Raw genomic sequence first — 17,694 nt, forward strand, 5'->3', positions numbered from 1 at the left:
ATAGATGTTTTGCACCTTTTTGGTGCATAAGCCGTTGCGGAACAGGCACATAAATGCATACTTAATCGATTTTTATGCAAAATAAACCGGCTGACAAGGTAGAATGCTTTGCCTTGTCGGCCTGATTAATGGCACGATAGTCGCATCGGATCTGTAAAGATCTCCTGGAAAGACAGTCTGTTGAGGATAGTTATGAAAAAACTGGCGTTATCCCTTTCTCTGGTGCTGGCATTTTCCAGCGCTACCGCAGCATTTGCCGCTATTCCACAAAAGATTCGTATCGGTACCGATCCAACTTACGCACCGTTTGAATCCAAAAATGCACAAGGTGAATTGGTCGGCTTTGATATCGATCTGGCCAAAGAGCTGTGCAAACGTATCAACACACAGTGTACGTTCGTGGAAAACCCGCTGGATGCGCTGATTCCGTCTTTAAAAGCGAAGAAAATTGATGCCATCATGTCCTCGCTGTCCATCACTGAAAAGCGCCAGCAGGAAATCGCGTTTACCGACAAGCTTTACGCCGCTGATTCCCGTCTGGTGGTGGCGAAGAACTCTGATATTCAGCCGACCGTCGCGTCGCTGAAAGGCAAGCGCGTCGGCGTGCTACAGGGGACGACGCAGGAGACCTTCGGCAATGAGCACTGGGCGCCGAAAGGGATTGAGATCGTCTCTTACCAGGGGCAGGACAACATTTATTCCGATCTGACGGCGGGTCGTATTGATGCAGCGTTCCAGGACGAGGTCGCGGCCAGCGAAGGTTTCCTTAAACAGCCCGTCGGAAAAGACTATAAATTCGGCGGCCCGGCGGTGAAAGATGAGAAGTTATTCGGCGTAGGAACCGGTATGGGGCTGCGCAAAGAGGATAACGAGCTGCGCGAAGCGCTGAACAAAGCCTTTGCTGAAATGCGTGCTGACGGTACTTACGAAAAGCTGGCGAAAAAGTACTTTGATTTTGATGTTTATGGCGGTTAATCACCGTCGGTGCAGATAAAGCCCAAAGAATGTTGACTGTCTGCATTGCCTGATGGCGCTGTGCGTGTCAGGCCTACGGGGAGCATCGTAGGCCGGGCAAGGCACAGCCGCCATCCGGCGTGATGTGAGGCAAAAATGCAAAAGAGGCTTCTTACTTCACCACACACAACAGGACAGGCTGCATGTTGTACGGGTTTTCAGGCGTAATTTTACAGGGCGCGATCGTCACGCTGGAACTGGCGCTCAGTTCCGTTGTGCTGGCCGTGCTTATTGGTCTCGTCGGCGCGGGGGCGAAGCTTTCGCAAAACCGGGTAACGGGGCTTATTTTTGAAGGGTACACCACCCTGATTCGCGGGGTGCCGGATCTGGTCTTAATGCTGCTGATATTTTACGGATTGCAAATCGCGCTTAACGTGGTGACCGATTCGCTGGGTATCGACCAGATAGATATTGATCCGATGGTGGCCGGTATTATCACCCTTGGTTTCATCTACGGCGCCTATTTTACCGAAACCTTTCGCGGCGCGTTTATGGCGGTGCCGAAAGGCCATATCGAGGCGGCGACGGCTTTTGGTTTTACCCACGGGCAAACCTTCCGGCGGATTATGTTCCCGGCGATGATGCGTTACGCCCTGCCGGGGATCGGCAATAACTGGCAGGTGATACTCAAAGCGACGGCGCTGGTGTCGCTGCTGGGCCTGGAAGATGTCGTCAAAGCCACGCAGCTTGCTGGTAAAAGCACCTGGGAGCCTTTCTATTTTGCCGTGGTCTGTGGACTTATCTACCTGGTATTTACCACCGTTTCCAATGGTGTGCTGCTCTTACTTGAGCGTCGCTATTCCGTGGGCGTGAAGAGGGCCGATTTGTGATTGAGATCATTGAGGAGTACTGGAAATCCCTGCTGTGGACGGATGGCTATCGTTTTACCGGCGTGGCGATTACGCTGTGGTTGTTAATTTCATCGGTGGTGATGGGCGGTCTTCTGGCGGTGGTTCTGGCGGTAGGTCGCGTTTCCAGTAATAAATTCATCCGTTTTCCCATCTGGCTGTTTACGTATATTTTTCGCGGCACGCCGCTGTACGTACAGCTACTGGTGTTCTATTCGGGGATGTATACGCTGGAGATAGTCAAAGGCACCGATCTTCTTAACGCGTTTTTCCGCAGCGGACTGAACTGTACCGTACTGGCGCTGACGCTGAATACCTGCGCGTACACCACGGAAATTTTCGCCGGGGCGATTCGCTCGGTGCCGCACGGTGAAATTGAAGCGGCACGGGCCTATGGCTTCTCGTCATTTAAAATGTATCGCTGCATTATTTTGCCGTCGGCATTACGCATCGCCTTGCCTGCCTACAGCAACGAAGTGATTTTAATGCTGCACTCTACGGCGCTGGCGTTTACCGCGACGGTGCCGGATTTGTTGAAAATCGCCCGCGATATTAACTCAGCGACTTACCAGCCGTTTACCGCGTTTGGCATTGCCGCCGTGTTGTATTTACTCATTTCGTATGTCCTGATAAGCCTGTTCCGTCGGGCGGAAAGACGCTGGTTGCAGCACGTGTCCTCTAAATAATTCGAGTAACATGATGTCAGAAAATAAATTACACGTTATCGATTTGCACAAACGCTACGGCGGTCATGAAGTGCTGAAAGGGGTATCGCTGCAGGCCCGCGCCGGAGATGTGATTAGCATTATCGGCTCGTCCGGCTCCGGTAAAAGTACTTTTTTGCGCTGTATTAACTTCCTCGAAAAACCGAGCGAAGGCGCGATTATCGTGAACGGTCAGAACATTAATCTGGTCCGCGATAAAGACGGGCAGCTCAAAGTGGCGGATAAAAATCAGCTACGCTTGTTGCGTACCCGCCTGACGATGGTGTTTCAGCACTTCAACCTCTGGAGCCACATGACGGTGCTGGAAAATGTGATGGAAGCGCCGATTCAGGTACTGGGATTAAGCAAGCACGACGCGCACGAGCGGGCGTTGAAATATCTGGCGAAGGTGGGGATTGATGAGCGCGCTCAGGGCAAATATCCCGTCCATCTCTCCGGCGGCCAACAGCAGCGCGTTTCTATTGCGCGTGCGCTGGCGATGGAACCTGACGTTTTACTGTTCGATGAACCCACATCGGCGCTCGATCCTGAACTGGTCGGCGAAGTGTTGCGCATCATGCAACAACTGGCGGAAGAAGGCAAAACGATGGTGGTGGTCACGCATGAAATGGGCTTCGCTCGCCATGTCTCTTCGCACGTTATTTTTCTGCATCAGGGGAAAATTGAAGAAGAGGGCGATCCGGAGCAGGTGTTCGGCAACCCGCAAAGCCCGCGTTTACAGCAATTCCTGAAAGGCTCGCTGAAATAAAAGAAGCCCGGCGGCGCATCGCTTACCGGGCAGGATACGGCGCTTTAGGAACTAGCGAATCACATCCGCCAGCGCCTCTTCTAAATCATACCAGCGAAATGCGAATCCGGCGGCTTCAAGCCGTTTTGGCAGCGCCCGCTGTCCGCCCAATACCAGCACTGACGACTCTCCCATCAATAAGCGAATTGCCGTCGCCGGAATGCGAATAATCGCCGGACGGCGCAGCGCGCGACCCAGCGCATGAGCAAAATGCTCATTATGGACGGGATACGGCGAGACCATATTGAAGGGACCGCGAAGATCGTTATCCAGCAGCCACAGAATGCCGTTGACCATATCGTCGATGTGAATCCAGGCCAGATATTGTCGACCATTACCCACCGGACCGCCGAGCCCGAGGCGAAACGGCGGAACCATTTTCCCCAGAATCCCGCCTTGCGGCGCCAGGACAACGCCGGTACGCAGCAGGCAGACGCGGGTCTGGTCGCTCTGCGCACGACAGGCAATCTGTTCCCAGCGGGCGCAAAGTTTATGCGTAAATTCGTTGTGCGGCGGCTCATCTTCAGTGACGACAGCGTCGCCCAGATCGCCGTAATAGCCCGTGGCGGAGCCGGATATCAACACCGAGGGCGGCGTTGCGCTGGCATGAATTAAATCCACCAACTTTTGCGTGATAGCCCAGCGGCTTTGGCACAACCGTTCTTTTTGTTGCGACGTCCAGCGCTTGTCGGCAATCGGTTCGCCCGCCAGATTGATGATGGCATCAATCTCATTGAGGTGCTCACGTTCCGCCAGCCCTTTCCATAATGTCACTCTGGAATCGAGAATCTGACGCGCGTTATCGGGATTGCGCGTAACGACCGTCACCTGATGCCCCAGTGTTAACAGCCGGGGAATGAGATGACGCCCTATCAGGCCCGTACCGCCGGTAATCAGAATCTGCATATGACCTCCAGAGTAGGGAGGATTTCCTCTTCCCTAATGTCAGGTTTTTAATACGAATAAGGGTGCCGGACGCAGGTTTTTTCCGTGTATACACCTCTACATCATACATGATGTATGCTACCGCGTTACGCTTTCGTACTGTTACAGTGCAGTTGCGCTTGTAACAGTGCGCGCGCTGTCGCAGGACGCGTGCGAATGCGTTCAAACCAGTTATACACCGCCGGGTAGGTATCAAGATCGATTCGCTGACGCTGATGTGCGTTAACCCACGGCCAACTGGCGATATCCGCAATACTGTAGTGGTCGCCGCCCAGCCACGGGGAGGTTTCCAGGCGTTTATTCAGGACGTTGTATAAGCGTTGCGTTTCAACCTGATAGCGTTCAATCGCATAGGGGATGGCCTGCGGCGCAAAGTGGTTAAAGTGATGATTCTGGCCCAGCATCGGCCCTAACCCGCCGACCTGCCAGAACAGCCATTGCAGCGTGGTATGGCGTTCACGCAGCTCCCCGCTAAGCAGTTTGCCGCTTTTTTCCGCCAGGTAGAGAAGAATTTCGCCGGATTCAAAAAGACTAAGCGGTTGACCGCCGTCTGCCGGGGCGTGATCGACGATGGCAGGAATTTTATTATTGGGAGAGATAGCCAAAAAATCAGGGCGAAACTGATTGCCCTTGCTGATATCTACTTTTAGCAAACGATACGCCAGCTCCGCCTCTTCCAGAAACAGCGTTATTTTATGCCCGTTGGGCGTGGGGGCGTAGTAAAGGTCAATCATTTTGGCTCCTGCATATGCGTAAAGAGTCTGGGCTGAATTAAGTATAGAAAGCCTCCTGATGTGTGTGAGTTTTCATCAGGTGACAGCAGGCGAAAGACGCTATATTTTGGGAAGAAACCTAATACGCCCTCAAGAGGACATTATGAGTAAGCCTGTTATTGTGCTGTGGTCGGATGCGAACTTTTTCTCTCCCTACGTCTTGTCCGCCTGGGTGGCATTACAAGAAAAAGGGCTTTCCTTTACTCTGAAAACTCGCGATCTGGACCAGGGAGAACATCTGCAACCTGGCTGGCGGGGATATGCGCTGACGCAGCGCGTACCGGTGCTTGAGGCCGACAATTTTGAGCTGAGCGAGTCGTCCGCTATTGCGGAATACCTGGAGGAGCGTTTCGCGCCGCCGCAGTGGGAGCGTATCTACCCGCACGATTTACAAAAACGCGCCCGCGCGCGACAGATTCAGGCGTGGCTACGCAGCGATTTACTGCCGCTTCGCGAAGAACGGCCTACCGACGTGGTGTTTGCCGGGGCGAAAAAAGCGCCGCTAAGCGAGGCTGGAAAAGCCAGTGCGGCAAAACTGTTTGCGACGGCTGAAGCGCTATTGGGGCAGGGAACGCAAAATTTATTTGGTGAATGGTGCATTGCCGATACCGATCTGGCATTGATGATCAATCGTCTGGCGCTGCATGGCGATGACGTGCCGGCGTCGCTGGCGGCGTATGCGACATTCCAGTGGCAGCGTGCTTCCGTACAGCGTTTTATTGCGCTTTCCTCGAAGCGTTCAGGCTGAAAATCTATTCATATTCCAGTATCATAACGCCGTTTTTCACAACGAGGAGTGAGCGATGAAACTGATGTTCGCATCGGACATTCATGGTTCTTTACCCGCCACGGAACGCGTGCTTGAGCGGTTCGCGCAAAGCGGCGCGCGTTGGCTGGTGATATTAGGCGATGTCCTTAACCACGGGCCGCGCAATGCGCTGCCTGAAGGCTATGCGCCCGCCCAGGTCGCCGAACGCCTGAACGCGGTGGCGACGCAAATCATTGCCGTGCGCGGCAACTGCGATAGCGAAGTGGATCAGATGCTGCTGCATTTCCCGATAACAGCGCCGTGGCAGCAAATATTGACGCAAGAGAGGCGGCTATTTTTAACGCATGGGCACCTCTTCGGGCCGACGAATCTGCCCGCTCTGCATACTGGCGATGTGTTGGTCTATGGTCATACGCATCTGCCGGTGGCGCAACAGCAGGAAGGACTGTATCACTTTAATCCTGGGTCAGTGAGCATCCCGAAAGGCGGGTATGCGGCAAGCTACGGTATTCTGGATGATAATGTGTTGAGCGTAATCGCACTCAATGATCAAAGTATCATTGCGCAGGTTGCAATTAACTCGTAATTTACCTCACAAACGTAAATGCGCCGTAAGAGCGCCAGAAATAAGAAGGTTTCCTGATGGTGGAACAGCGTCGTTTGGCAAGTACGGAATGGGTGGATATTGTGAATGAAGACAATGAAGTCATTGCACAGTCCAGCCGGGAACAGATGCGTGCGCAATGCTTACGGCATCGTGCGACGTATATCGTCGTTCATGATGGTATGGGTAAAATTCTGGTGCAGCGTCGTACCGAAACAAAAGATTTTTTGCCCGGTATGTTAGATGCTACCGCAGGCGGCGTGGTCCAGGCTGATGAGCAGCTACTGGAATCTGCCCGCCGCGAAGCGGAAGAAGAGTTGGGTATTGCAGGCGTGCCGTTTGCCGAACACGGTCTGTTTTACTTTGAAGACCCACATTGCCGGGTTTGGGGCGCTCTGTTTAGCTGCGTTTCCCACGGGCCTTTCGCGCTTCAGGAAGATGAAGTCAGCGAAGTGTGTTGGCTGACTCCGGAGGAGATCACCGCGCGCTGTGATGAGTTTACGCCGGACTCGCTCAAAGCGCTGGCGCTGTGGATGACCCGCAACGCCAAAAACGAAGCCGCGCTCCAGGAGAAACCGGAAGAGACGGAATAAGCGTTTTAGCAGCTTTCCCGCATACATAAACTGGAGGCGATGGATTTTCGATCGCTCCAGTTTCCCTGATTTAACCTTTCCAACAGCGCCCGTCCGGCTTCACTGCCAATCTTACGGTGCGGTACGGCCATGGTGGTTAACGGCGGCTGGCAGACCCGGCTGACATCGCTATCGCCAAACCCGACCACCGCTAAATCGTCCGGAACTTTGATCCGCCGTCGTTGGCACTCGTATAACGCGCCGCAGGCCAGCTCATCCGATACGCATACCAGCGCGTCCAGCTCCGGCCACGCCAGTAAAAACTCCGGCAGTTGCGACGCGCCGGTAGAAAAATTGGGCGGCAAGGCGGCATTAATCACCCGGTTTGGCGACATATGGTGGCGAAGCATCGCTTTGTACCAGCCGTGCAGATGTTGCTGAAAAATCCACTGCTCCTGATTGGCGCATAGCAGCCCGATATTCTGATAACCGCGCTGAATCAGCATTTCCGTCAGCTCATACATTGCCGCAACGTTATCAATACCGATATTCATATCAATAGGATCGCTGCGAATCGCGCCCATCTCCATCACCGGGATAGAGGCATTTTTCAGCCACTGGCGCACGGTAGTGCTATGTTCGACGCTAAGCAGAATCGCCGCGGCAATGTTGGAGGCCAGCAGCGTTTCGAGCAGCTTCTCCTCTTGTTCCACGCGATGCTGCGATTCCGCCAGCATAATCTGGTAGCCAGCGGGCTGTAAAATTTGTTGCAGCCCGGCGAACATTTCAGAACACCCCGCTTCCGCAAGGTTCGGTACGACCATCGCGATGGTGTGCGAGGAGGCAGACGCCAGCGCGCTGGCGGCGAGATTAGGCATATAGCCCAGCTCATGCACTGCCGCTTCGATTTTTTCCCGGAGTTTATCAGAGACCTGTTCCGGCGTGCGTAAGGCTCGTGATACGGTCATCGTGCCTACACCGGCAAGTTGGGCTACATCGGCGATAGTCACTTTACCGGTACTGCGCCGTTTACGGGGTATCGACATACAAATTCCTGCGTCATTACAACATGTTGAGATGCTTTTTTATTGTCGTTCTTTGCTTCGCATAATTGGCAGTATACGCCTTAAATCCGCTTTTTTGCTGTGATTTCACACCATGATTTTAATTTGATAGCGCTATCACAATTCTGAGTAATAGTCGCTGGTAGCGCTATCTTTGTGATAACGATCGCAGCTAATATCGAATGGCTTGAATAAAGTTTGTTCATAATTTCATACACCGTGGGGGCGAATAACATGCTGGGAACCTGGTTATCTGACGCAACCATCACGCTACAGGAGAGCGTGGAAACGTGGCCGCAGGCGCTGGAAATTTGCGGCAAACCCCTGCTGGACGCAGGTGTTATCGCACCGGAATACATTACGGCGATTGTTCAGCAGCACCAAAAGCTTGGGCCGTATTATGTATTAGCGCCAGGGTTAGCGATGCCGCATGCGAGGCCGGAAGAGGGGGCGAAAGGGTTAGGTTTATCGTTACTGAAACTACAGCGCGGCGTTTCATTTGGCGCAGACGAATTCGATCCGGTTGACATCATTATTATGCTGGCGGCGCCTGATAAGCACAGTCATATCGAAATGATATCGGCGCTGGCGGAATTATTTTCCAGTGATGTAGATATGGAAAAATTACATCAGGCAAAAAACCTGGAGGACATTAAAACGATTATTGACCGTTTCTGATTTTATTCCATTTTCTTGCGGTAAATAACATTACGCCCGTGCGTGATGCAGACCAACTCTACTTTTAAAAGGTGACAATAATGAAAATCATGGCAATTTGCGGTTCCGGCCTGGGTAGTAGTTTTATGGTAGAAATGAACATTAAAAAAGTATTAAAGAAACTCAATATTGACGCTGAAGTGGAACACTCCGATCTCTCATCGGCCACGCCCGGGGCCGCCGATCTTTTTGTAATGGCCAAAGATATTGCGGCCAGCGCTAGCGTACCGGAAAGCCAACTGGTGGTGATCAATAACATCATCGACATCAACGAACTGGAAACGCAGCTGCGCGCATGGTTCGCTAAACAATAATTATTGCTGGCGAGGTGGATATGTTTATCCTTGAAACGCTGAATTTTGTTGTTGATATTTTAAAAGTGCCATCGGTGCTTGTAGGGTTAATTGCGCTGATTGGTCTGGTGGCGCAGAAAAAAGCGTTTTCCGATGTGGTAAAAGGCACGATTAAAACTATTTTAGGTTTTATTGTGCTTGGCGGTGGCGCAACCGTACTGGTGGGTTCATTAAACCCGCTAGGGGGTATGTTTGAACACGCTTTTAATATTCAGGGCATTATTCCTAATAATGAAGCGATAGTTTCAATCGCGCTGGAAAAATATGGCGCGTCCACGGCGTTAATTATGGCATTTGGTATGGTGGCCAATATTGTCGTGGCGCGCTTTACGCGTCTTAAATATATCTTTTTGACCGGGCATCACACCTTTTACATGGCCTGTATGATTGGCGTAATCCTGACCGTGGCGGGGTTTGAGGGTGTAGGGCTGGTCTTCACCGGATCGCTGATCCTGGGGCTGGTGATGGCCTTCTTCCCGGCGTTGGCCCAACGTTATATGAGGCGGATTACCGGTACCGATGACATTGCGTTTGGTCACTTCGGTACCCTGGGATATGTGCTTTCCGGCTGGATTGGCAGCCTGTGTGGTAAAGGTTCCCGCTCCACGGAAGAGATGAACCTGCCGAAAAACCTCAGTTTTTTACGCGACAGTTCTATCTCGATTTCGCTGACCATGATGATTATCTATCTGATCATGGCAGTCAGCGCAGGGCGTGAGTATGTCGAAGCGACGTTTAGCGGCGGGCAAAACTATCTGGTGTACGCCATCATCATGGCAATCACCTTCGCCGCCGGCGTATTCATCATTCTGCAAGGCGTCCGTCTGATTCTGGCGGAAATTGTTCCGGCCTTTACCGGATTTTCAGAAAAACTGGTGCCAAACGCGCGTCCGGCGCTGGACTGCCCGGTGGTGTATCCCTATGCCCCTAACGCGGTACTGATTGGCTTCCTGTTCAGTTTTCTCGGTGGGCTGGTGGGGTTGTTCCTGCTTGGACAGATGAAGCTTGTGTTGATCCTGCCAGGCGTTGTGCCGCACTTCTTTACCGGCGCGACCGCAGGCGTCTTTGGCAATGCCACCGGCGGTCGCCGCGGGGCGATGATCGGCGCATTTGCTAATGGTCTATTAATCACTTTCCTGCCAGTGCTGTTACTGCCGGTTCTCGGCGCGATCGGCTTCGCCAATACCACGTTCTCGGATGCTGACTTTGGCGTAATCGGTATTTTGCTGGGTAACCTGGCGCGTTATCTGTCGCCGATGGCTATCACGGGGCTGGTGGTGGCGCTATTCGCGCTACTGGTGGCGTACAACGTGTTGGCCAAAAACAAAAAAGCGACTGCCGAAGTGCAGGAAAATAGCGGAGCGAAAGAATGAACGTAACCGAAATCACCCAACTGGCGCGCGACATTCGCGTCGCCACGCTCAAATCCTTAAACCATCTTGGCTTTGGTCACTATGGCGGCAGCATGTCGGTAGTGGAAACTCTGGCGGTTCTGTACGGCGCGGTGATGAAAATCGACCCTGCCGACCCGGACTGGCCGGAGCGCGATTACTTCGTACTGTCGAAAGGCCATGCGGGCCCCGCGTTGTACAGTACCCTGGCGATTAAAGGCTATTTCCCGCGCGAAGAGCTGAATACGCTTAACCAGAACGGCACCCGTCTTCCCAGCCATCCGGATCGGCTAAAAACGCGCGGCGTGGACGCCACGACCGGCTCACTGGGACAGGGCATCTCTATTGCGGGCGGTATGGCGCTGTCGCATAAACTGGCGCGGCGATCCAACCGGGTATTTTGCATTGTCGGCGATGGCGAGCTCAATGAAGGGCAGTGCTGGGAGGCGTTTCAGTTTATTGCCCACCACCGCCTGAATAATCTGACCGTTTTCATTGACTGGAACAAACAGCAGCTTGACGGCGAGCTGGAGGAGATTATCAATCCATTCGATCTGGAAGGGAAATTCCGCGCGTTTGGTTTCGATGTCGTCACAGTCAAAGGCGATGATATCGCCGGACTACTGGCGGTGGTTCAGCCTGTGCCACCCGCCGATGCCCAGCCACGGGTTGTGATCCTTGACAGCATTAAAGGGCAGGGGGTGCCATGCCTGGAGCAGTTAACGAATTCTCACCACTTACGCCTGACGGATGGCATGAAGCAGACGCTCAATGAGGCCATTCATCAACTGGAGGTCATGCATGATTAAGCTTGCGCCCGCAGGGCTTAAAGACGATATCGAAATGCGCAAAGTTTACGCCGGTTTTGTCGCCGGGCAGATTGAGGCCGGAAGCCCAATTATTGCGCTTGAGGCTGATTTAATGAGCTCAATGGCGATGGACAGCGTGGCGCGTGACTACCCGCAGCATGTCATTAACTGCGGTATTATGGAGGCGAATGTGATTGGCACTGCGGCGGGGCTGGCGCTGACCGGTCGTAAACCGTTTGTGCATACTTTTACCGCTTTTGCCAGCCGCCGCTGTTTTGATCAGCTTTTTATGGCGCTGGATTATCAGCGTAACAACGTCAAAGTGATCGCCTCCGATGCCGGAGTGACAGCGTGCCATAACGGCGGCACCCATATGTCTTTTGAAGATATGGGGATTGTTCGCGGGCTGGCGCACTCCGTAGTACTGGAGGTGACGGATGCGGTGATGTTCGCGGATATTTTACGCCAGCTAATGGACCTGGACGGTTTTTACTGGCTACGTACCATCCGTAAGCAGGCGCGGAGTATCTATGCGCCAGGCTCTACCTTTACCATTGGCAAGGGCAACGTACTGCGCGAGGGCGATGATATTACGCTTATCGCCAACGGCATTATGGTGGCGGAGGCGCTGGAGGCGGCGCGCCAACTGGAGCAGGAAGGCGTGAGCGCCGCAGTCATTGATATGTTCACCTTAAAGCCTATCGATCGCATGTTGGTGAAAAACTACGCGGAAAAAACGCGGCGTATCGTCACGTGTGAAAACCACAGCATCCATAATGGACTGGGATCAGCGGTGGCGGAAGTGCTGGTGGAAAACTGCCCGGTGCCGATGCGCCGTGTTGGCGTCAAAGAGCGTTATGGGCAGGTAGGAACGCAGGATTTCTTACAACAAGAGTACGGACTCACCGCCGCAGCGATTGTAGAAGCCGCGAAATCACTGCTTTAATCATGGAGATATTGCCGGATGGCGCTGATGCTCATCCGGCATTTTGGATCAATGATATCCCATCATCTGCGCGCCAATGACGACCACGCTGGACATAATAAACAGTAGTCCCAGCAGCGACGCTCCCACTTTCAGCCAGTTGCGAAAATCGACCCGGCACACGCCCAGCGTGGCCATCAGCGAAGCTGATGTCGGATAGATAATATGGCTGAAGCCATCGCCAAACTGGAAGGCCAGAACAGTCACCTGACGGTTAACACCGACCAGATCGCCGAGCGGCGCCAGTAATGGCATGGTTAATGCCGCCTGACCCGAACCGGACGTGACAAAGAAATTAAATACCGCCTGGAAGAGCAGCATAAACCAGGCGGCGATAGCATTATTAAGCCCGCTGATGCCATGCGCGATACTGTTAAGCAGCGTATTGAGCACGCTGGGTTCCCCGGCTTCGCCGTTGCCGACCAGCAGCAGAATGCCTTTGGCAAAACCCACCAGCAAGGCGGGCGCGATCATCATCCTCGCCCCTTCGGTGAATGAGGACGCCATCACGTTGACCGTCATACCGTTGAGGCGGAAGATAACGCCGATGAGGCCGATCACCACGCCCATGGTGAAAAACTGGCTGGCGATCTCCGGAATAAACCAGGCGTGGACAATCACACCCCAGACGACCCAAATCATTACGCCGGTCAGGACCAGCAGTACCAGCCAGTCACCGAAGGTGAAAGGGCGCTGGACGACTTCATCCTGCTGTTCGCGGAAATAGCGATCGGATTCGTGGACGCGGGAAAGCAGCGGATTCTTTTTCACGCGTGAGGCGTAGACCAGCGTAAAAACCAGCCCAATCAGCGTGGCGACAATCCAGACCACAATACGCAGCCCGGAGCCGGAAAGTACCGGCACGCCGGCAATCCCCTGGGCGACGACTACGCAGAAAGGGTTCATCCACGAACTGGCAAAGCCAATTTGGGTGGCGATATAGGTCACCAGGACGGTGGTAATGCTGTCATAGCCCAGCCTGACCATCAGCGGGGCTATGATAATTGCAAAGGCGACCGCCTCTTCGCCCATGCCAAATACGGCGCCCCCTAACGAAAAGAGGACAAATAGCACCGGAATAAACAGGACTTCGTTGCCCCGCGTGTGGCGAATAAGCGCCAGAATGCCGTTATCCACGGTGCCGGTACGCATCACGATGCCGAATGCGCCGCCAATCACCAACATAAACATAATAATGCCGACGGCAGTGCCGAATTTCGATCCGGATGTTAACCCTTCAAACGGAAAATTCATCAGCCCTGGTCTTTCATCGCCGGTAGTGAAAAATTGTACGCGATGATACTGCGCTTCCCCGGCCTCATTGGTCACAATGCGAAAAGAGTGCGGGTCGACGACTTTGCGGGTTTTTGTCTGGCCATCGACCTGATACTGCACTTCCTGGCTATCAAACATCCCAACGGGGACGACCCAGGTGGCGATACTGGTTAAAATGGCGACAAAAAAGATGATGACCAGCGTATCGGGCATTGCCCATTTTCTGGCTGTTTTTGATTCTGTAACGACAGACATGACAGACTATCCCTGTTGCAAAGCAAAGAGGCTAAGTATGAGAAGAAGGGAATAGTTATTCATTGATGCAGCGCAGTTAAGCAAAAAATTCCGCTTTGCAGGGTAAATAGCAGAATGCCGGATGGCGATGCTAACGCGTCTTATCCGGCCTACAACGGTATTTCCCCTGTAGGCCGGACAAGGCGTTCACGCCGCCATCCGGCATTGGCTTTTACTGTTACTGCTGCTGTTGAGAAGCCTGGATCGCCGTCAGGGCGATGGTGTAGACGATATCGTCAACCAGCGCGCCACGGGACAGGTCGTTCACCGGCTTGCGCATACCCTGCAGCATCGGCCCGATGGAGATCAGGTCGGCAGAACGTTGCACCGCTTTGTAGGTGGTGTTACCGGTGTTCAGATCCGGGAAAATGAACACGGTAGCGCGACCCGCAACCGGCGAGTTCGGCGCTTTGGATTTCGCGACGTCAGCCATGACCGCGGCGTCGTACTGCAACGGACCGTCGATCATCAGGTCAGGACGTTTTTCCTGCGCCAGACGCGTCGCTTCACGTACTTTCTCTACGTCGCTGCCTGCGCCAGAGGTGCCGGTGGAGTAGGAGAGCATTGCCACACGCGGTTCGATGCCGAAGGCAATGGCGGAATCCGCAGACTGAATCGCGATTTCTGCCAGCTGCTCTGCAGTCGGGTCTGGGTTGATTGCGCAGTCGCCGTAAACGTAAACCTGTTCCGGCAGTAGCATAAAGAACACAGAAGAGACCAGGGAGCTACCCGGCGCCGTTTTAATAAGCTGCAGCGGCGGACGGATGGTGTTGGCGGTGGTATGAACCGCGCCGGAAACCAGGCCGTCGACTTCGTCTTGCTCCAGCATCAGCGTGCCGAGCACCACGTTGTCTTCCAGCTGTTCGCGGGCAACCGGTTCGGTCATGCCTTTGCTCTTACGCAGCTCAACCAGGCGAGCGACATAGCTTTCACGCACCACTTCCGGATCGACGATTTCAATACCTGCGCCCAGCTCAACGCCCTGAGATGCCGCGACACGGTTGATTTCATCCGGGTTGCCCAGCAGTACGCAAGTGGCGATGCCGCGTTCAGCGCAGATTGCCGCCGCTTTGACGGTACGCGGTTCGTCGCCTTCCGGCAGCACTACGCGTTTACCGGCTTTACGCGCCAGCTCAGTCAGTTGGTAGCGGAACGCCGGCGGAGAGAGACGACGGCTACGCTCGGAAGTGGCGGTCAGCGACTCGATCCAGTCAGCGTTAACGTAGTTCGCGACGTATTCCTGAACTTTCTCAATGCGCTCATGGTCATCAACCGGGACTTCCAGATTGAAGCTTTGCAGGCTCAGTGAAGTCTGCCAGGTGTTGGTGTTCACCATAAAGACCGGCAGACCGGTGGCGAATGCGCGTTCGCACAGTTTAGAAATGCGCGCGTCCATTTCATAGCCGCCGGTCAGCAGCAGGGCGCCGATTTCTACGCCGTTCATCGCGGCCAGGCAAGCTGCGACCAGTACGTCCGGACGGTCAGCGGAGGTCACTAACAACGATCCTGCGCGGAAATGTTCCAGCATATGCGGAATACTACGCGCGCAGAACGTGACGGATTTAACGCGGCGGGTTTTGATATCGCCTTCGTTAATGATGGTGGCGTTCAGGTGACGCGCCATATCGATAGCGCGGGTCGCAATCAGGTCGAAACTCCACGGCACCGCGCCCAGAACCGGCAGCGGGCTGGATTCCTGCAGTTTAGCAGGATCGATTTTGATCACCTGTGCTTTGGAAGAGTCGTCAAAGATCTCCGACAGATCCGGGCGAGTACGGCCTTGTTCATCAACCGGCGCATTCAGTTTGTTGATGATAACGCCGGTGATGTTGGTATTTTTCGCGCCGCCGAAGCTGCTGCGCGTCAATTCGATACGCTCGTTCAGCTGTTCTGGCGTGTCGGTCCCCTGAGACATGACAAAAACGATTTCCGCATTCAGCGTTTTCGCGATTTCATAGTTCAGAGACTGAGCGAACTGATGTTTACGGGTCGGAACCAGACCTTCAACCAGCACCACTTCCGCGTCTTTGGTATTCGCATGGTAGTTCGCGATGATCTCTTCCATCAGCACGTCTTTCTGGTTGCTGGAGAGCAGAGATTCAACGTGGCTCATCTTCAGCGGTTCAGCCGCCGGCAGGGTAGAGTTCGCGCGAACGATAGTGGTGGTCTGGTCAGGCGCATCGCCGCCAGCGCGAGGCTGGGCGATAGGCTTAAAGACGCTCAGACGAACGCCTTTGCGTTCCATAGCACGGATGACGCCGAGGCTGACGCTGGTCAGGCCGACGCTGGTTCCGGTAGGGATCAGCATAATAATACGGGACACGGTTTATCCTCTTTCGTTACCGTCTTTTGGAGACGGGTTACAAAACAGCACCGCCAGCGAGGCTGGCGGTGTCAAATCAGGCAGTCAGACGGCTCGCGTCCTGCGCGATAACCAGTTCTTCGTTGGTTGGGATCACCACCGCCGGACGGGTACCTTCTTTGTTGATGAAACCAGATTTGCCGAAGCGGGCCGCCAGGTTACGTTCGTGGTCGACTTCAAAGCCCAGCACGCCCAGTTTACCCAGAGACAGTTCGCGAACCATCGCGGCGTTTTCACCGATACCGCCGGTGAACACGACTGCATCCAGACGACCGTCCATCAGAGCGGTGTAAGAACCGATGTACTTCGCCAGGCGGTGGCAGTAAACGTCCATCGCACGTTTTGCGTCTTCTTTGGTGGCGTAGTTGTCTTCAACATAACGGCAGTCGCTGGTCACTTCAGTCAGACCCAGCAGACCGGACTCTTTGGTCAGCATTTTGTTGATCTGATCTACGCTCATGCCCAGAGTGTCGTGCAGGTGGAAGATAATCGCAGGGTCGATATCGCCGGAACGGGTACCCATGACCAGGCCTTCCAGCGGGGTCAGACCCATAGAGGTATCCACGCATTTACCGTTACGGATAGCAGAAACAGAACCGCCGTTGCCCAGGTGGCAGGTGATAATGTTCAGTTCTTCTACCGGCTTGTTCAGCATTTTTGCCGCTTCCTGAGTTACATAGAAGTGGCTGGTGCCGTGTGCGCCATAGCGACGAACGCCGTGTTCTTTATACAGGCTGTACGGCAGGGCATACAGGTAAGATTCTTCCGGCATGGTCTGATGGAAGGCGGTGTCGAATACTGCAACGTTTTTATCTTTCAGCTGCGGGAAAGATTTCAGCGCTTCGGCGATACCAATCAGGTGAGCCGGGTTATGCAGCGGTGCGAAAGAGGCGGAATCTTTGATGCCCTGAATGACGGACTCATCAATGACTACGGAACTGGTATACTTCTCGCCGCCGTGTACGATACGGTGACCAATTGCAGTTAACTGCGCAGACAGTTCTGGTTTTTGTGCCAGAATAGTGTTAACGATAAAGTTCAGCGCTTCACTGTGAGCGGCGCCTGCACCTAAAGCCGCTTCTTGTTTACTGCCGTCCATTTTCCATTTGATGCGTGCTTCTGGCAGATGGAAACATTCGGCTAAACCAGAAAGGTATTCATCACCATTAACTGCATCAATAATTGCAAATTTCAGTGAAGAACTACCGCAGTTCAGAACCAGTACTAACTTACTCGACATGGAAGTACCTATTTATGATACGTGGCTAAAAAAACGTCAGTGAGCCATAGAGCGTAGCGCATGATAGCCCTGACATTTATGATTAACATCATGCGCAGGAGTTTTTTTGGGCATGATGGAAGAAATACCTTTGAGTCTATGCCATTTTGCGTATTTTTCAGCCAATG

At 53.6% G+C, this 17,694-nt stretch carries 18 protein-coding genes; 12 read left to right on the top strand and 6 right to left on the bottom strand.

The features are described from left to right. The first annotated feature begins 192 nt into the window (after positions 1–192). The 4 genes from hisJ to hisP all read left to right on the top strand — a co-directional run bounded on the left by hisJ (position 193) and on the right by hisP (position 3,335). On the top strand, positions 193–975 hold the full coding sequence (gene hisJ / locus ACLJRE_RS17175; protein ID WP_000731868.1) for a histidine ABC transporter substrate-binding protein HisJ: 783 nt from the start codon (positions 193–195) through the stop codon (positions 973–975). 182 nt (positions 976–1,157) lie between these two features. Further along, positions 1,158–1,844: a histidine ABC transporter permease HisQ gene (locus ACLJRE_RS17180; RefSeq protein ID WP_000965498.1), complete on the top strand. Its 687-nt coding sequence runs from the start codon at positions 1,158–1,160 to the stop codon at positions 1,842–1,844. After that, positions 1,841–2,548 carry a histidine ABC transporter permease HisM gene (gene hisM, locus ACLJRE_RS17185; protein ID WP_000569757.1) on the top strand — a complete coding sequence of 236 codons (708 nt, stop codon included), beginning with the start codon at positions 1,841–1,843 and terminating at the stop codon, positions 2,546–2,548. Before ACLJRE_RS17180 ends, hisM begins: the two co-directional genes overlap by 4 nt. A gap of 13 nt (positions 2,549–2,561) precedes the next feature. Next, complete coding sequence (hisP, locus tag ACLJRE_RS17190) at positions 2,562–3,335, top strand: histidine ABC transporter ATP-binding protein HisP (RefSeq protein ID WP_023212349.1); 774 nt, start codon at positions 2,562–2,564, stop codon at positions 3,333–3,335. 51 nt (positions 3,336–3,386) lie between these two features. Here hisP and ACLJRE_RS17195 read toward each other — a convergent pair whose 3' ends face one another. Together ACLJRE_RS17195 and yfcG are read right to left on the bottom strand one after the other, a co-directional pair. After that, positions 3,387–4,280, bottom strand: a complete 894-nt coding sequence (locus tag ACLJRE_RS17195; protein ID WP_001166272.1) for a TIGR01777 family oxidoreductase — start codon at positions 4,278–4,280, stop codon at positions 3,387–3,389. 125 nt (positions 4,281–4,405) lie between these two features. Next, on the bottom strand, positions 4,406–5,053 hold the full coding sequence (gene yfcG / locus ACLJRE_RS17200) for a GSH-dependent disulfide bond oxidoreductase (protein ID WP_000566563.1): 648 nt from the start codon (positions 5,051–5,053) through the stop codon (positions 4,406–4,408). A gap of 142 nt (positions 5,054–5,195) precedes the next feature. Here yfcG and yfcF point away from each other — a divergent pair, with 142 nt between their 5' ends. From yfcF to yfcD, 3 genes are read left to right on the top strand one after another with little or no spacing between them, the layout of a single operon-like run. Then, complete coding sequence (gene yfcF, locus ACLJRE_RS17205; RefSeq protein WP_000043010.1) at positions 5,196–5,840, top strand: glutathione transferase; 645 nt, start codon at positions 5,196–5,198, stop codon at positions 5,838–5,840. A 55-nt stretch (positions 5,841–5,895) separates the two neighbouring features. Next, complete coding sequence (gene yfcE, locus ACLJRE_RS17210) at positions 5,896–6,447, top strand: phosphodiesterase (RefSeq protein WP_000772458.1); 552 nt, start codon at positions 5,896–5,898, stop codon at positions 6,445–6,447. Between the two features lie 56 nt (positions 6,448–6,503). Next, complete coding sequence (yfcD, locus tag ACLJRE_RS17215) at positions 6,504–7,058, top strand: NUDIX hydrolase YfcD (RefSeq protein ID WP_031610635.1); 555 nt, start codon at positions 6,504–6,506, stop codon at positions 7,056–7,058. 5 nt (positions 7,059–7,063) lie between these two features. Here yfcD and ACLJRE_RS17220 read toward each other — a convergent pair whose 3' ends face one another. Further along, complete coding sequence (locus tag ACLJRE_RS17220; RefSeq protein WP_000026949.1) at positions 7,064–8,083, bottom strand: LacI family DNA-binding transcriptional regulator; 1,020 nt, start codon at positions 8,081–8,083, stop codon at positions 7,064–7,066. Positions 8,084–8,335: 252 nt separating this feature from the next. Here ACLJRE_RS17220 and ACLJRE_RS17225 point away from each other — a divergent pair, with 252 nt between their 5' ends. The 5 genes from ACLJRE_RS17225 to ACLJRE_RS17245 all read left to right on the top strand — a co-directional run bounded on the left by ACLJRE_RS17225 (position 8,336) and on the right by ACLJRE_RS17245 (position 12,317). After that, entirely contained in the window at positions 8,336–8,779 is a 444-nt protein-coding gene (locus ACLJRE_RS17225; protein WP_000901810.1) for a PTS sugar transporter subunit IIA, read from the top strand. A gap of 80 nt (positions 8,780–8,859) precedes the next feature. Further along, positions 8,860–9,132 (top strand): PTS sugar transporter subunit IIB, encoded by a 273-nt coding sequence (locus ACLJRE_RS17230; RefSeq protein ID WP_000699818.1) that lies wholly within the window; start codon positions 8,860–8,862, stop codon positions 9,130–9,132. A 20-nt stretch (positions 9,133–9,152) separates the two neighbouring features. Further along, on the top strand, positions 9,153–10,544 hold the full coding sequence (locus ACLJRE_RS17235) for a PTS ascorbate transporter subunit IIC (RefSeq protein ID WP_001522266.1): 1,392 nt from the start codon (positions 9,153–9,155) through the stop codon (positions 10,542–10,544). Next, positions 10,541–11,371 (top strand): transketolase, encoded by an 831-nt coding sequence (locus ACLJRE_RS17240; protein WP_001103271.1) that lies wholly within the window; start codon positions 10,541–10,543, stop codon positions 11,369–11,371. The genes ACLJRE_RS17235 and ACLJRE_RS17240 overlap by 4 nt, the downstream gene beginning before the upstream one ends. Beyond that, positions 11,364–12,317 carry a transketolase family protein gene (locus tag ACLJRE_RS17245; RefSeq protein ID WP_000593025.1) on the top strand — a complete coding sequence of 318 codons (954 nt, stop codon included), beginning with the start codon at positions 11,364–11,366 and terminating at the stop codon, positions 12,315–12,317. Before ACLJRE_RS17240 ends, ACLJRE_RS17245 begins: the two co-directional genes overlap by 8 nt. Before the next feature lie 48 nt (positions 12,318–12,365). Here the strand turns inward: ACLJRE_RS17245 and yfcC are convergent, their stop codons facing one another. From yfcC to ackA, 3 genes are all read right to left on the bottom strand, one after another. Next, positions 12,366–13,886, bottom strand: a complete 1,521-nt coding sequence (yfcC, locus tag ACLJRE_RS17250; protein WP_000117932.1) for a putative basic amino acid antiporter YfcC — start codon at positions 13,884–13,886, stop codon at positions 12,366–12,368. A gap of 217 nt (positions 13,887–14,103) precedes the next feature. Continuing rightward, a complete protein-coding gene (gene pta / locus ACLJRE_RS17255) occupies positions 14,104–16,248 on the bottom strand; it encodes a phosphate acetyltransferase (RefSeq protein ID WP_000086690.1) in 2,145 nt (714 codons plus the stop codon). A 76-nt stretch (positions 16,249–16,324) separates the two neighbouring features. Next, entirely contained in the window at positions 16,325–17,527 is a 1,203-nt protein-coding gene (gene ackA, locus ACLJRE_RS17260) for an acetate kinase (RefSeq protein ID WP_000095689.1), read from the bottom strand. Positions 17,528–17,694: the final 167 nt, after the last annotated feature.

Source organism: Salmonella sp. SAL04157, from assembly GCF_046551635.1.
Classification (GTDB): domain Bacteria; phylum Pseudomonadota; class Gammaproteobacteria; order Enterobacterales; family Enterobacteriaceae; genus Salmonella; species Salmonella enterica.

Coding starts and splice junctions, on each gene's coding strand:
- ACLJRE_RS17220 (WP_000026949.1), bottom strand. CDS start 8,083: ATGTCGATACCCCGTAAACGGCGCAGTACCGGTAAAGTGACTATCGCC.
- hisP (WP_023212349.1), top strand. CDS start 2,562: ATGTCAGAAAATAAATTACACGTTATCGATTTGCACAAACGCTACGGC.
- yfcC (WP_000117932.1), bottom strand. CDS start 13,886: ATGTCTGTCGTTACAGAATCAAAAACAGCCAGAAAATGGGCAATGCCC.
- yfcG (WP_000566563.1), bottom strand. CDS start 5,053: ATGATTGACCTTTACTACGCCCCCACGCCCAACGGGCATAAAATAACG.
- ACLJRE_RS17235 (WP_001522266.1), top strand. CDS start 9,153: ATGTTTATCCTTGAAACGCTGAATTTTGTTGTTGATATTTTAAAAGTG.
- ACLJRE_RS17225 (WP_000901810.1), top strand. CDS start 8,336: ATGCTGGGAACCTGGTTATCTGACGCAACCATCACGCTACAGGAGAGC.
- yfcE (WP_000772458.1), top strand. CDS start 5,896: ATGAAACTGATGTTCGCATCGGACATTCATGGTTCTTTACCCGCCACG.
- yfcD (WP_031610635.1), top strand. CDS start 6,504: ATGGTGGAACAGCGTCGTTTGGCAAGTACGGAATGGGTGGATATTGTG.
- hisJ (WP_000731868.1), top strand. CDS start 193: ATGAAAAAACTGGCGTTATCCCTTTCTCTGGTGCTGGCATTTTCCAGC.
- ACLJRE_RS17195 (WP_001166272.1), bottom strand. CDS start 4,280: ATGCAGATTCTGATTACCGGCGGTACGGGCCTGATAGGGCGTCATCTC.
- ackA (WP_000095689.1), bottom strand. CDS start 17,527: ATGTCGAGTAAGTTAGTACTGGTTCTGAACTGCGGTAGTTCTTCACTG.
- yfcF (WP_000043010.1), top strand. CDS start 5,196: ATGAGTAAGCCTGTTATTGTGCTGTGGTCGGATGCGAACTTTTTCTCT.
- ACLJRE_RS17245 (WP_000593025.1), top strand. CDS start 11,364: ATGATTAAGCTTGCGCCCGCAGGGCTTAAAGACGATATCGAAATGCGC.
- ACLJRE_RS17240 (WP_001103271.1), top strand. CDS start 10,541: ATGAACGTAACCGAAATCACCCAACTGGCGCGCGACATTCGCGTCGCC.
- ACLJRE_RS17230 (WP_000699818.1), top strand. CDS start 8,860: ATGAAAATCATGGCAATTTGCGGTTCCGGCCTGGGTAGTAGTTTTATG.
- ACLJRE_RS17180 (WP_000965498.1), top strand. CDS start 1,158: ATGTTGTACGGGTTTTCAGGCGTAATTTTACAGGGCGCGATCGTCACG.